Raw genomic sequence first — 14,231 nt, forward strand, 5'->3', positions numbered from 1 at the left:
TCAATCGATAACGATCAGTCGTTGGCGGTGACCTTGAGGCCGATCAGGCCCGGAATGGTTTCCGGTGCGCCCATGGCGGCGCCCATGATCATCGGGAAGGCGACCGGGTTGGCAGGCGCTGCAGCGATGGTCAGCGCCTTCGGATCGTCGATATAGGTGTTCACGGCGGCAGAGATTTCGTTCTGGATCGCGCCGAGCTTGGCCTGGGCAAGCAGGATCGGGACCATGCCCTTGACCATCTGCGCCATCTGGGCGCCGTCGGCACCGTTGCTCTTGCCGGCATAGTCGAGGCCGCGCTTGGTGATGCCGGCATCCTCGAAGCGGATCTGGGCGTCGACCAGCGTCATCTGCTGCACGAGGCCGAGCATGGCAAGACCCGCTGCCTGCTGGGCCTGCTCGTTCTGCGGCTGTGCCTGCATCATGCGGGCCTGTTCCTGCATCTGCTTGACGAGATCGAGCGTGTAGCCGGACATCGAGAAGGCTAGGGAGAGCTTGCCGACGTTGGCGAAATCGATCGAGTAGTCCTCGATGTCGATCGTGCCGCTTTCGACTTCCCAGCTGCCGGACATGTTCATGCTGCCGTCAAGCGTGGTGAGGCCGAGCGCTTCGATCTGTGCCTTGGTCTGCGGGTCCTCGACGGTGCTGAGATCGGCCTTCACGCCGGTGACGTTGCCTTCGAAGGTGATCGTGCTCTCGTCGTCCGACAGGCCCATCGTGCCGACCGCTTCCGCCATCGAGAACACCGACTTGCCATCGACAGTGACGTCGACCGGGCCGCTATGGGCTTCTTCGTAGAACATCAGCGAATCAATGCCCTCGGCATTGGCATCACCTGGCACATAGACGCCGGCCAGATAGAGATCCTGAACCTTGAAGCTCGACTTTTCCTCGGTGACATTCACCTCGGGGAATTCGACGCGCTCGATGTAGTAGGCGCCGCCTTCTTCCTCGGTCACGCCTTCGAGCGTCAGTTCTTCAAGCATCAGGGGCTTTTCAGCCGTCGCGCCTTCCACACCAAGCTTCAGGCCCTTGAACACAACGTTCGATCCATCGACCTCGACGTTCTCAGCCGTGATGTTGCTGCCACCCGTCGCGAAGGCAGCATTGATCTTCTTCAATAAATCCTGCCCGTCCAGCGCAAAGGCAGGACCGGCGAAGACTGTGAGCGCAGCGCTCGCGAGCAGAAGTCGGGTGGAGCTGTACTGGGTCATGAGAAGGTCCTTCGTGCTGGTTCCGCGGGAGGTGCGGACAAAATTGGTCGGCGATATTTATAAGTGGGATTGAAAAAACGTCCACCGGTTTTCGCCATAGCCTGATGCAGCAAGATTGCGGCGTGATGGCGGTCACATCGCCTTAATCCACAGGCAGAATCCCCGGATTCCTTGCTGTTGCGGGTCTTCTCCGATAGGGGAAACCCATGGGGACAAATCAGCTTCCGCCCGATGAGGGTGGCGATCACATTCTTCCTGTTGACCTGAAGGCGGCGCTCGAAGAGCGCTATCTCGCCTATGCCTTGTCGACGATCATGCATCGTGCGCTGCCGGACGTGCGCGACGGCCTGAAACCTGTGCATCGCCGCATCATCCATGCGATGAGCGAGATGGGCATCCGCCCGAACTCGGCCTTCAAGAAATGCGCCCGTATCGTCGGCGACGTCATCGGTAAGTTCCACCCGCATGGCGACCAGTCGGTCTATGACGCCTTGGTGCGCCTCGCGCAGGATTTCTCGCAGCGCTATCCGGTCGTGGATGGGCAGGGCAACTTCGGCAACATCGACGGCGACAGTGCAGCCGCCTATCGTTACACCGAAGCCCGCATGACCGACGTCGCGGCCCTGCTGCTCGAGGGCATCGATCAGGACGCAGTCGATTTTCGCCCGACCTATAACGAGGAAGACGACGAGCCGACGGTTCTGCCGGGTGCCTTCCCGAACCTGCTGGCCAACGGCGCCTCGGGCATCGCGGTCGGCATGGCGACGTCCATTCCTCCGCACAACGCCCATGAGCTCTGCGACGCTGCCCTCTACCTGATCAAGAACCCCGGCGCGCCCGTCGAGGAGCTGCTGGCAGATCCCGCCCATCCGGAACGCGGCGGCATCGAAGGCCCCGACTTCCCGACTGGAGCCGTAATCGTCGAGAGCCGCGCCTCGATGCTCGAAACCTATCGCACCGGTCGCGGTGGTTTCCGCGTCCGTGCCAAATGGGAGACCGAAGACCTCGGCCGCGGCGGCTACCAGATCATCGTCACCCAGATCCCGTTCCAGGTGCAGAAGTCGCGCCTGATCGAAAAGATTGCCGAACTGCTGATCGCCCGCCGCCTGCCGCTCCTGGAAGACGTGCGCGACGAAAGTGCGGAAGATGTTCGCCTCGTTCTCGTTCCGAAGAGCCGCACGGTCGACGCGACGCTGCTGATGGAATCGCTCTTCAAGCTCACCGAGCTCGAAAGCCGTATTCCGCTCAACATGAACGTGCTGTCCCAGGGCAAGGTGCCCAAGGTCATGGCCCTCAACGAGGTGCTGACCGAGTGGCTCGCCCACCGCAAGGACGTTCTCATCCGCCGTTCGAAGTTCCGCCTGGCCGCCATCGACCGGCGCCTGGAAATCCTCGGCGGATTGCTGATCGCCTATCTCAACCTCGACGAGGTGATCCGGATCATCCGCGAGGAAGATGAGCCGAAGCCTGTCCTGATCGCCAAATGGGATCTGACCGACAACCAGGCCGAAGCCATTCTCAACATGCGGCTCCGCAACCTTCGCAAGCTCGAAGAGTTCGAGATCCGCAAGGAGCATGAGGCGCTGTCGGCCGAGAAGGCCGAAATCGAATCCCTGCTCGCCTCCGATGACAAGCAGTGGCAGACCGTCGCCTGGGAAATCGGCGAGGTGAAGAAGAAATACGCCAAGGCGACCGAACTCGGCCGCCGCCGCACCGTCTTCTCCGACGCTCCGAGTGCGGATGTCGAAGCGATCCAGCAGGCGATGATCGAAAAGGAACCGATCACCGTCGTCATCTCCGAAAAGGGCTGGATTCGCGCGCTGAAGGGCCACATCTCCGAGACCTCGTCGCTGACCTTCAAGGAAGGCGACGGATTGAAGGTGGCCTTCCCGGCCCAGACGACGGACAAGATCCTGCTCGTGACCACGGGCGGCAAGGTCTACACGCTCGGCGGTGACAAGCTGCCCGGTGGCCGTGGCCATGGCGAGCCGCTGCGCATCATGGTCGACATGGAAAACGATCAGGACGTGCTGACCGCCTTTGTTCATGATGCGAGCCGCAAGCTGATCTTTGTCTCGACGGCTGGCAACGGCTTTATCGTGCCGGAAGGCGAGGTTGTCGCCAACACCCGCAAGGGCAAGCAGGTGATGAATGTCGGCATGCCTGATGAGGCAAAGCTCGTGGTCCCCGTCAGCGGCGATCATCTGGCGGTCGTTGGCGAGAACCGCAAGCTCGTGGTCTTCCCGCTCGCCCAGATCCCGGAAATGACCCGCGGCAAGGGCGTGCGCCTGCAGCGCTACAAGGATGGCGGCATTTCCGACGTGAAGTTCTTCTCGATCGCAGACGGTCTGACCTGGGCCGACAGTGCCGGACGCACCTTCACCAAGACGAAGGATGAACTCGTCGAATGGCAGGGCGATCGCGCCTCGGCCGGCCGCCTTGTCCCGAAGGGTTTCCCGCGCAGCGGCAAATTCTCCGGCTGATCCCAAGGCCTCAGACAATGACAGCCGGTCGCCTCGCGGCCGGCTTTTCTGTGTCAGCCGCGTTCCCAGATCGACCAGACCCCCATCAGCGTCGCTGCATTGCCGAGGATGAAGTGCGAGACGATGGGGCCGGCGAGGTTGCGATACTTCAGGTGCAACCAGCCCCAGACGATGCCGGAGACGAGGGCTACGACGGCGAGCGGCTGGGAATAGTGCAGATGCAGGGTGGAGAAGATCAGCGAGGTGATCACGATCGCCGACATCGGGCGGGTTTTGCCCGGCATCAGATCGGCAATCGCCGTCAGCAGCACCCCGCGGCAGATCCACTCCTGGAGCGGCGCGACGATGATGTAGGTGTAGACGGTGATCGTCACCAGCTTCGGGTCGAGGATCGGCGTTCCCTGAAGCTCCGGATAGAGAATGGTGCGGAAATAGGCCATGGCGGCCAGAGCGACGGCGCTGATGGCCAGTCCCATGCCAATCGACTTCCAGAGGTTCTCCATCCGGATGCCCATGTCGTGTCGCGTCAGACCGCAGCGCACGGTCAGTCCCCAGATGACGAAGGCGCCCCAGACTTCCATCACCCGCGAAGTCCAGAACATCACCTGCGACTGATGGGTCTCCTTGAGATTGGTCAGGATGAGGCTGTTCACCAGGGCGTAGATGTTGATCATCAGAACCATGGTGACGAAGAGGAAGGCCAGCGCGTGATAGCGCCGGTCGGCCTCTTCGAGCGCCACGAACTGTTGCCTGAGCTTGCCGTAACTCGCCGACAGCTGGGCATAGATCTTGCGGAAGAAGAGGGTGGCGAGTTCGGGTCGATCGCTGAGGAACTCGCGATACTGCGAACGGTCGATTGTCCAGCCCCGTAGCGGGGTCAGCGTTCTGGCCGAAGCGCTGCGCGGATCGCCGCTGATCAGCCCGAGTTCGCCGATGAGCGACCCTTCGCCGGCGATCGCGAGAACATTGCCGCTCTCCTCGTCATAGACCTCGATCTCGCCCTCGGCGATCAGGATGGCGAAGCTGCTGTCATCGCCTTTTCGGAAGAGGAGTGTGCCTGCTTCATGCTGCACCGGATCGACATGGCTGCGGAAGGCGTCGAGATAGCTGTCGCTCACCCTGATGGATGTGTCTTTCAGCAGCTTCTCGGCAAAATCAGGCTGTCCGGTCCGTTGCGTTGCGTCGACCGTGCTCATGCGTGTATCCGTCCAGATTGGAATCTGGCCGGATACTACTGATTTCGTTCAGGAAACGCAGAGGTGTCGATCGTCCAATTCTGGGGTCAATCAGCACTCGCCCTCAAAGGCCGGACACGCTCGCCAGTCGCGGAAAGGACTTGATCTTGACTTCGTCGATCGGCACCGGACGGCCGAGATAATAGCCCTGGCCGAGCTCGATCCCGAGTTCGTGCATCAGCTCGACGTGGTCAGCCGTCTCCAGGCCCTCGATCAGGATCTTCAGGCCGCGATTGCGGATGAGCCGGATGATGTCCTCGAGCATGGCGCGCCCTGCCGGACGGCGGGCATCCTGCAGGAAGGAGCGATCGATCTTGACAGTGTCGAATGGGAACAGGCGCAGCCAGGAGAGGCCAGCAAAGCCCGTGCCGAAGTCGTCGAGCCAGATGCGGATCCCGAGCGCCTGCAGATCGGTGATGCAGCGGATGACATCCGACTGCCCTTCCATGTCTATGCCCTCGGTGATCTCGAAGGCGAGCTGCGAACCGGAGACTCCGGTCTCTTCGAGGATCGTCGAGACGGCCAGAGCAAAACCGCGCGACTTGAGCTGAATGGCCGAGACATTGACGCTCGCCATCGGCGCAATGCCGGTCGCCAGCACCTCGGTGCAGGCCCGGCGGATCGCCCAGAGGCCGAGATCGAGGATGGCGCCGGTGCGCTCGGCGACCGGGATGAACTGGGCCGGCGACAGCGGCGTGCCGTCTACCATCTTCATCCGCATCAGGGACTCGACCGCTTCGATGCGGCCGGTGCGAAGGTTCTGGATCGGCTGATAGACGAGATGAACCAGGTCGTTCTTGACCGCCATCCTCAGCGTCGCCGCGATGTTCTCATTGTCGTCGCTGGTCAGAGGATCGTTCGGGTTGAACAGCCGGATGCAGTTGCGACCGTTCGCCTTGGCCGAATAGAGAGCCCGGTCCGCCTCGTTGATGATGCGTTCGAGCTTGGGGCCGCTCTGCGGACGCGTATAGGAGGCACCGACACTGACGGTCACCACCGCCTGGCCATCACGTCGCTGGTCGTGGACGAGATGCAGTCCCTCCACGGCGCTGCGGATGATCTCGCAAAGCGCCATGACCTGATCGCGGCCCGTGACGCGTGACAGCACGATGAACTCTTCGCCGCCGTAGCGGCCGACCGATGCATTGAGCGGCTTCAGCGTGTCGTTGAGCACGCTCGCGACCAGAATCAGGCAGCGGTCACCGGCCTGATGGCCATAGAAGTCGTTGTATTTCTTGAAGAAGTCGACATCGACCAGGATCGCCGCAAAGGCCTTGCCTTCGCTCTGCCAGTCGTTCCAGTAGTCGCGGAGTCGCTTGTCGACAGCGCGGCGGTTGTCCATCCCGGTGAGGTAATCGGTGTTGGAGAGGCGCTCCAGAGCTTCCCCACGTTTCTCAGCCTCACTGTGCTGGTGGGCGGCTTCCACCGCATTGAGAAACACGTTGTAGCGTTCCTCATTGAGCTTCCAGTTCACATAGGACGTGAACAGAAAACAGGATGTGTAGAATAGGACGACCACCACGGTCTGTTCCAGCGTCAACGCTGGTGCATGCAGCATGCTGTAGAGGAAGATGACGAGGATGGTCGCCGACGTCAGAACCGAGAGGCGGAAGACGAGGTTGAAGAACAGGTTGGCACTCATCATGAAGATTGTGCCGAACAGCATGTAATAACGGAATGCATCCTCGGACGCGGTGTAGGTCGCCGGAATAAGCCAGGCAACATATCCGACGACGACAGTTGCGGCGCAACTGAGATCGACCCAATGGAGGCCGACCCGCCGCGCCACGCAGACTTCCATGACCGAGATGGCGAGGATCGCCGCGATCAGTCGCGCCGTGACCGTCTCGAAGGCCACATCTGGCAACAGGAAGGCATCCGTCACGCCGAAGAGAAGGTAGACGAGCGCAGCAAGCCACAGACCCTGGCGGGTCTGGCGCAGCAGGGTCATGCCTCGGTGCGTCTGATACAGCGCATTGAGAGCAGGGGTGGTCAGCGTTTTGACGTCGATGGCAGGCGGGCTGTAGCTGGAACCGTCTGTCCACACAGCGTCAGCTGTAGACCCGCTATACATGCGCGAGTTTGTTTCGCGATTTCCGCGCACTGGGTTCTTGATGACCCGATCCATCACGACTCCATCGTCACCGCGCATGTCACGCGCTCGTCTACACTAGCTCGCCCACGTGTTAACTATGTTTTAAAGTCTGATTAAAATCGGAGTGCACTTATTGCCGTCCGCGATTATGGTTTACAAAGAATTAATGTGAGTTTTGACTAAATAAGGAGCGAAGTGTGAGTGATCTAAAGATTGCATTTGACGGACAGAGCCTCATCACGCCGGACTCTATTGCGGCGACGGTGTTTTCGACATCGGTCGACGCCACTGATAAGGATCTTGCGCTGGCACGTGCCGAAATGGCACTTCACCTGCGTGTCGCAGAACAGCAGTTCGATCAAAAGACCCCGGTTGGCCAGATCATGCTGCGCTTGCTGACCGGCCTTCACGAAATCCGCAATCGGTATTCTCCGAAGGTCTGGGAACAGCTCATCCCGGTGGCCCAGAACCACGCCATTGCCCGGCATTTCCACGAAGATCCGTTCACCCGCTGGTCTTTCGAAAAGCCGCGCGGTTATTCGGGCGACGCGGGTCTCCTCGACTTCATCTACGGCCATCCGTCCGTCCAGTCGATGCTGGACGCCGCAAGCCCGATGGGCAAGGAAGTCCATGCCTTCACCAGCCAGTCGCCGGCATGCGTCGCAGTTCGTGAACGTCGCGATCTGCTCGCTCAGTTCGTTGACGACGTCGCGTCTTCCCGCGGTGGAGAGGCGGAAATCCTGACGATCGCAGCCGGGCATCTGCGCGAAGGCAGCATGTCGCAGGCCCTGAAGGACAAGGCGATCAAGCGGTGGATTGCGCTGGATCAGGATCCGATGAGCGTTGGCGCCGTCGCCAGCGAATTCGCCGGGACTGCGGTTGAAGCGGTCAATGGCTCGGTCCGTACCGTGCTGACCCGCGCACAGACGCTCGGAACCTTCGACTTCGTCTATGCAGCCGGTCTCTACGACTACCTCGCCGACGAAGTGGCCATCAAGCTCTCGCAGCGCTGCCTGCAGATGCTGAAGCCGAATGGCACCTTCTTGTTTGCGAACTTCTCGCAGGAAGTGCCGGATGACGGCTACATGGAAACATTCATGAACTGGGCCTTGTTGCTGCGTTCGGAAGAAGACATGTGGCGCATCATGCGGGCGACGACAGAAGGCCTCGACGTCGAGTGCTCGCTGCGCTTCGGCCAGAACAAGAACATCGTCTACGGCATTATCCGCAAACTGTCCTGATATGAGACAGCCCTTCGCAGCGATCCAGCTGCGAAGGGCTGACCTGTCCCGAAATGGGACCGTCCGTCCCACGTCTTTTTATGGATTCAGCCCTCGGAATCGAGGGGGAAACGTGTCCAGCCCTGGTTCATCAGGTGTTCCTGCGGCTGGAAGCGCGTCTTGTAGCCCATCTTCTTCGAGCCCTGCACCCAGTAGCCGAGATAGACATGCGGCAGGCCGAGCGCCTTGGCCCTGCGAATGTGGTCGAGCACCATCATCGTGCCGAGGGACCGCTTTTCCATTTCCGGATTGTAGAACGAATAGACCATCGACAGCCCGTCGCTCATCAGGTCGGACAGCGCAACCGCGATCAGTTCTCCCCGCGGCTGGGCCGAGATGCCGTCGCCCGGTGAGCGTAGCCGGTACTCGATGACCCGCGTCTGCACATGGCTGTCCTCGACCATGATCGCATAGTCGAGCGCCGACATGTCCGACATGCCGCCGTTCTGGTGCCGATGGTCGAGATAGTGGCGGAAGAGAGAGAATTGCTCCGTCGAAGGCTGGGCCGGAAAGACGGTGGAAACCAGATCCGCATTGGCGGCCTCGACGCGTTTGAAGCCACGGCTCTGTTCGAACTCATTGACCAGCACCCGGACCGACACACAGGCGCGGCAGGATTCGCAGGCCGGGCGATAGGCGATATTTTGAGACCGACGGAAACCGCCTTGTGTCAAAAGATCGTTCATCTCCGTCGCACGCTGCCCAACCAGGTGGGTGAACACCTTCCGCTCCATCTCTCCCGAAAGATACGGGCACGGCGCAGGCGCCGTCAGGTAGAATTGTGGGGAGGGGCTGGTCTGCGTGTTCATATGCGGATGAAGAGAATCCTTTGGCGTGACCTGTCAGAAGTAGGATGGCGCAAGAATGAAAAAGGTCAACACTCCGGCGAGACGCCGGAGTGCATTGTCGCAATAGGAGATTGTGACGCTTAGTAGGTTCGTACCGCAGCCGTGCCGAGCAGCAGGTCATGCACCAGGCGCGAACGCTCGATGAACAGGCCGGCGAGAAGCACGAGCGGCGTCAGCACGGAGTTGAGGATCCAGAACAGTGCGAGGTGGGCGATCGCCGTGACGAAGTCAATCTTGCGACCATCGAGGCGGACCATGGCAATACCCATCATCCGCATGCCCGGCGTGGACTGGGACGGACCCGCCAGAGACATGCCGAAATAGAGACCGGCGACGACGAAGAACAGGATCGGATAGAGAAGCCAGCCGAGGCCGAGCGTCAGGATGCCGAGAAAGAAGACCACTACGGCCGCCGGAATCCAGAGGAGGCCGATGAACAGGTAGTCGACGAGGAAGGCAAAGACGCGCCGCGAAAGCACGCCGCTATAGGCGCGCCAGTCTTCGGGGGCGGCATAGGACGAATTGCTGTCGAGGCTCATATCAGGCTCCTTTGAGGTTGTGCCTCAGATATGGGGAGCCCGATGCCGAATACAATAATCCGTGAACCTCAGCCCTGTTTGGCCAGAAGACGTGCCACTTCGGGTGCGAAATAGGTGAGGATCCCATCGCAGCCGGCCCGCTTGAAGCAGAGCAGCGTTTCCAGCATGGCGCGCTCGCCGTCGATCCAGCCATTGGCGGCGGCAGCCTTGATCTGGCTGTATTCGCCGGACACCTGATAGGCAAAGACCGGCAGCCCGAAGCTTTCCTTGAGGCGCCAGCAGATGTCGAGGTACGGAAGGCCAGGCTTGACCATCAGCATGTCTGCGCCTTCCTCGACATCGAGTGCTGCATCGCGCACGGCTTCGGTGCCGTTGGCCGGGTCGATGTAATAGGTCTTTTTGTCACCCTTCAAAAGGCCGCTGGTCGAGATCGCCTCGCGGTAAGGGCCGTAGTAGCAGGAGGCGAACTTGGTGGCATAGGACATGATGCCGACGCTCTGGTGACCGGCGGCATCCAGCCCGCGGCGGATCGCTCCGATACGGCCATCCATCATGTCGGAGGGCGCAATAATGTCGGACCCGGCATCGGCCTGGGCAACAGCAGCGCGCAGCAGCTGATCCACCGTCTCGTCATTGACGATCTCGCCATCGCGCAGGATGCCGTCATGCCCATGGCTGGTGAACGGGTCGAGCGCCACATCGGTGATTACGCCGATATTGGGAACCGCCTTCTTGATCGCAGCTGTTACCTGATTGAGGAGATTGTTGCTCTTCAACACTTCCGAGCCGGTCTGATCGCGCAGCTCCATTTCCACATTCGGGAAAGTCGCGAGTGCCGGAATGCCGAGGTCGGCCGCTTCCCTGGCAGCCTCGACCGCCTTGTCAGCGCTCATCCGGAAAACGCCGGGCATTGCCGCGATCGGCTCCATGATGCCGGAGCCCGGCACGACGAAGATCGGCCAGATCAGGTCATCGACCGTCAGGCGGTTCTCCAGAACCATGCGGCGCTGCCAGTCGGCCTTGCGCAGGCGGCGCATGCGCCGGTGGCCGGTGACGTCGTCTACCTGATGTGTCTTGTCCGTCATGATCGCTATCCTTCGTCTCTGTCCGGCTGCTGATTAGCACGCCGACCGGAGCTTGCAAAACAGTAGCCTGAAGATGCGTGATCTGTGTTTGTTGAGCAGGGGCCTGGCAGAGGGGCTGACATCAGCAGGGGAGGGCGGCTAGCCGTGCTGGCGGAGGCATTGTCGCCAGCCTATCTTCCATCCATGGAAGCTGATTCGTCGCAGACACCCATTCGCAGTCTCACCGAGACCATCTTCGTGCTCTTTCTGCGCGTGGTGGCGCTGTCCTGCCTGTGGTTCGGTCTGCAGTACTGGGCGCTCCTTGTCGGCTACAGCCAGAACGGTCTCGGTCGATTCGATCTCTTGTCGACACCCTGGCGGGTGGCGGCCACAGGGCTTGCGGTCGTGTTTCCGGTCGCTGCCCTCGGCCTCTGGGTTGCTGGCTCGTGGGGGCCGGTGATGTGGCTTCTGGCAGCGGGCGGGCAGATGCTTATGTTCACCGTCTGGCCGGAGATCTTCGGCCGCAACACGCTCGCCGTCACCATGCATTCGGTGGTCTTTGTCGTCTTCGTTGTTTTCCGCCTGGCGTTGTGGCTCGAAGGGAGACACAAGCAGGAGCGTATAACGGTTGATTTACCCTGATCGCAGGCTGGGCTTTAGTAAGCCTCTGTTAAGCCTGCGTTTTAAATAGAATTTTATGCGCATTGGATACGGTCCTCACCAAGGCGGGAGAAAAAACCAACACCGCCAAACAAAACAGTGAGGCAGACCGATATGAACACCAAGCTCAAGCCGCAGCCGGCCACTCTCGACCCGCAGGAAGAAGCGATCCGTTCGCTCTACCTCGAATCCCTCCACCTCGTCGAGCGTCTTCACCGCCGCCTTCTCGACGTCATCAAGGACGAGTTCGACCGCAAGGGTCGCTCCGACATCAACGCCGTCCAGGCACTCCTGCTGTTCAACATCGGCAATTCTGAACTGACCGCCGGTGAACTGCGCTCGCGCGGTTATTATCTGGGCTCGAACGTTTCCTACAACGTCAAGAAGCTCGTCGACCTCGGCTTCATCAACCACCAGCGCTCGCGCGTCGACCGTCGCTCGGTCCGCATCAGCCTGACGGATGCCGGCCAGGAAATCGCCGAGACTGTGGCCAAGCTTTACGAGCGCCACATCGGCTCGATCCAGAAGGTCGGCGGCATCGGAACAGACGAGTTCACCCAGATGAACAAGCTTCTGCAGCGCCTCGACCGCTTCTGGAACGATAGCATCATGTACCGCCTCTAATCCACGAGAGGCTGAGACACCCACGCATTTCCTCCAGTCATGCGGTGGCATTGAGAAGGCGCTAGGTCGCGGGTTCAGCCTGCACCGTAGCGCCTTGTCTCGTTTTGGATCCGTCCCCCGTTTCTCGACCGCAGTTCCGTAATGAGAAACGCTGTAGGCGCCACCGTGTAGCCGTGTTCGGCAAGGAACCGTTTCACCCGTTTTATGTACTTGGGTTTGGGAACCGTATTGTATCGCCCCGCGACCTCTGTGACCTCTCGGCCCACAAGCAAAATGTTGGCTCTCGGTTCGTTGAGCGAGTTGCGGAGGGAATAGATGGTGTGAGGCCCGTCGTAATACATGCCGACGCAATTGCCCATCAAACCGCCTTCGCGTTGGTAGTCGAATTTGGTCAGTAGCTCGACGATGCGCCACCCATCCTCAAAGCTGATCACCTCCACACTGTCATCGACCTCTTCCATAAAAGCCTCCCGCAAATCACCGCGCACATCCGAGTGAATCAGCAAATCCGCGCGCGAGCAAGCGGCCTGAACGAGGTCTCGACGACGATCTTTGGACGGGGCCGCCTGCTGCCGACAGCCCCGAATTCGATCTACACACTCCCGTGACGCAACCCTTGGTGACACGAATTGGCCATATTGATGTGGGACCGGCGAAGCTAGGAACGGAGGTGCGTCAACAGCCTCCGATCAACCCCGAAATGCATGTCCCTGCCTCTCTGGCGGCGCTTTGTTAACCATGGCGCGGTATGCGTTTGGGACAGGTTCAGGATGAAACGGTAGGAAATATGTCCAAGACGTCTGGAATTGTTGCTCTCTCGCGCCGCTCGCTGTTGCGTGGTGCTGCCGCTGCCGGTGCTGCGGCATTCACCGGACAGGCCATGGCGCAGGATGCAGTCAATGACTTGATCAACGCACCGCGTCGCGGCAACTGGGACGACCAGTTCGACGCCCAGGCGTCGCGCACCGCTGCCGCCGTCACATCGAACACGCCGATGCTGAGCGCCGGCAACCTCGTCAACATGCAGCAGGCGATCGGCCGGTATCAGATGATCGTCTCGAACGGTGGCTGGCCCATGGTCAACGCACCTTCGGCGCTGCGGATCGGCGCCATGGACCCAGCCGTCCAGAGCCTGCGCCAGCGTCTGATGATTGCAGGCGACCTCCCGCAAGAGGCCGGCATGTCCAATTCCTACGATTCCTATGTCGAAGGTGCGGTGAAGCGCTTCCAGGCCCGTCACGGCCTGCCGGAAGACGGTGTTCTCGGCGAATTCACCGTCAAGGCACTGAATGTCAGCGCCGATGTCCGTCTGAACCAGCTCAACACCAATCTGGTGCGTCTGCAGTCGATGTCCGGCGATCTCGGTCGTCGCTACGTCACGGTCAACGTTCCCGGTGCCTCCGTCGAAGCCGTCGAAGACGATCGCGTCGCGCTGCGTAACACCGCTGTCGTCGGCCGTATCGACCGCCCGACCCACATGATCAATTCGAAGATCTACGAGGTCATCCTCAACCCCTACTGGACCGCGCCGCGCTCGATCATCGAGAAGGACATTGTCCCGCTGATGCGCAAGGATCCGACCTATCTGACGCGCAATGCCATCCGTCTGCTCGATGGCAATGGCAATGAAGTCGCGCCGGAAACGGTCGACTGGAATGCGGAGAAGGCGCCCAACCTGATGTTCCGTCAGGATCCGGGCAAGATCAACGCCATGGCCTCCACCAAGATCAACTTCCACAATCCGCACAACGAATACATGCACGACACGCCCCAGCAGGGCCTGTTCAACAAGCTGATGCGCTTCGAATCTTCAGGCTGCATCCGCGTGCAGAACGTGCGCGACCTCGTCACCTGGCTGCTGCGCGACACGCCCGGCTGGTCACGTCAGGAGATCGAGCGCGTCATCACGACCCGCCAGAACAATCCGATCAAGCTGGCCGAAGAAGTGCCGGTTTACATCGTCTACATCAGCGCCTGGTCGACCCGCGACAACATCGTCCAGTTCCGTGACGACATCTATCAGAAGGACGGCGATGCGCAGCTGGCGCTCCAGGCCAATATCGGCGTCGAGCAGTTCGCAGGTTCTGTCGAAGAGGACTTCGTGCCGCTGCAATAAGCGCCTCTGCCGCACTTGACCTAACCCAAGCCGCGCCTCGTGTGCGGCTTTTCTTTTTCGGGGGCTGCGGCCATTC

The 14,231-nt window shown here is 60.6% G+C and carries 12 protein-coding genes; 5 read left to right on the forward strand and 7 right to left on the reverse strand.

The window, feature by feature from the left end:
* Positions 1-14: 14 nt before the first annotated feature.
* The gene (locus tag IP85_RS15390; RefSeq protein ID WP_054150558.1) at positions 15-1,211 is read right to left on the reverse strand and encodes a hypothetical protein; all 1,197 of its coding nucleotides are present in this window, start codon (positions 1,209-1,211) and stop codon (positions 15-17) included.
* 206 nt (positions 1,212-1,417) lie between these two features.
* On the opposite strand from IP85_RS15390, the gene parC reads away from it, so the two are divergent.
* Positions 1,418-3,694: a DNA topoisomerase IV subunit A gene (gene parC, locus IP85_RS15395; protein WP_054150559.1), complete on the forward strand. Its 2,277-nt coding sequence runs from the start codon at positions 1,418-1,420 to the stop codon at positions 3,692-3,694.
* A 53-nt stretch (positions 3,695-3,747) separates the two neighbouring features.
* On the opposite strand, the gene IP85_RS15400 is transcribed toward parC, so the two are convergent.
* Both IP85_RS15400 and IP85_RS15405 read right to left on the reverse strand, forming a co-directional pair.
* Complete coding sequence (locus IP85_RS15400; protein ID WP_054150560.1) at positions 3,748-4,890, reverse strand: CPBP family glutamic-type intramembrane protease; 1,143 nt, start codon at positions 4,888-4,890, stop codon at positions 3,748-3,750.
* 103 nt (positions 4,891-4,993) lie between these two features.
* Positions 4,994-7,081, reverse strand: a complete 2,088-nt coding sequence (locus IP85_RS15405; protein ID WP_245280880.1) for a GGDEF domain-containing phosphodiesterase — start codon at positions 7,079-7,081, stop codon at positions 4,994-4,996.
* 140 nt (positions 7,082-7,221) lie between these two features.
* On the opposite strand from IP85_RS15405, the gene IP85_RS15410 reads away from it, so the two are divergent.
* The gene (locus tag IP85_RS15410; RefSeq protein WP_054150561.1) at positions 7,222-8,265 is read left to right on the forward strand and encodes a class I SAM-dependent methyltransferase; all 1,044 of its coding nucleotides are present in this window, start codon (positions 7,222-7,224) and stop codon (positions 8,263-8,265) included.
* 86 nt (positions 8,266-8,351) lie between these two features.
* On the opposite strand, the gene IP85_RS15415 is transcribed toward IP85_RS15410, so the two are convergent.
* From IP85_RS15415 to hemB, 3 genes are all read right to left on the reverse strand, one after another.
* A complete protein-coding gene (locus tag IP85_RS15415; protein ID WP_054150562.1) occupies positions 8,352-9,113 on the reverse strand; it encodes an arginyltransferase in 762 nt (253 codons plus the stop codon).
* Positions 9,114-9,232: 119 nt separating this feature from the next.
* On the reverse strand, positions 9,233-9,691 hold the full coding sequence (locus tag IP85_RS15420) for an RDD family protein (protein WP_006727502.1): 459 nt from the start codon (positions 9,689-9,691) through the stop codon (positions 9,233-9,235).
* A 68-nt stretch (positions 9,692-9,759) separates the two neighbouring features.
* Complete coding sequence (hemB, locus tag IP85_RS15425; RefSeq protein WP_054150563.1) at positions 9,760-10,776, reverse strand: porphobilinogen synthase; 1,017 nt, start codon at positions 10,774-10,776, stop codon at positions 9,760-9,762.
* Between the two features lie 183 nt (positions 10,777-10,959).
* On the opposite strand from hemB, the gene IP85_RS15430 reads away from it, so the two are divergent.
* Together IP85_RS15430 and IP85_RS15435 are read left to right on the forward strand one after the other, a co-directional pair.
* Positions 10,960-11,397, forward strand: coding sequence for a DUF6163 family protein (locus IP85_RS15430; RefSeq protein WP_054150564.1), 438 nt, complete (start codon positions 10,960-10,962; stop codon positions 11,395-11,397).
* Positions 11,398-11,529: 132 nt separating this feature from the next.
* Positions 11,530-12,039 carry a MarR family winged helix-turn-helix transcriptional regulator gene (locus tag IP85_RS15435; RefSeq protein ID WP_054150565.1) on the forward strand — a complete coding sequence of 170 codons (510 nt, stop codon included), beginning with the start codon at positions 11,530-11,532 and terminating at the stop codon, positions 12,037-12,039.
* Between the two features lie 74 nt (positions 12,040-12,113).
* Here IP85_RS15435 and IP85_RS15440 read toward each other — a convergent pair whose 3' ends face one another.
* Complete coding sequence (locus IP85_RS15440; RefSeq protein ID WP_054150566.1) at positions 12,114-12,500, reverse strand: hypothetical protein; 387 nt, start codon at positions 12,498-12,500, stop codon at positions 12,114-12,116.
* 326 nt (positions 12,501-12,826) lie between these two features.
* Here IP85_RS15440 and IP85_RS15445 point away from each other — a divergent pair, with 326 nt between their 5' ends.
* Positions 12,827-14,155 (forward strand): L,D-transpeptidase family protein, encoded by a 1,329-nt coding sequence (locus IP85_RS15445; RefSeq protein WP_054150567.1) that lies wholly within the window; start codon positions 12,827-12,829, stop codon positions 14,153-14,155.
* Positions 14,156-14,231: the final 76 nt, after the last annotated feature.

The sequence above is a fragment of the Rhizobium sp. AAP116 genome (assembly GCF_001295785.1).
Classification (GTDB): Bacteria; Pseudomonadota; Alphaproteobacteria; order Rhizobiales; family Rhizobiaceae; genus Allorhizobium.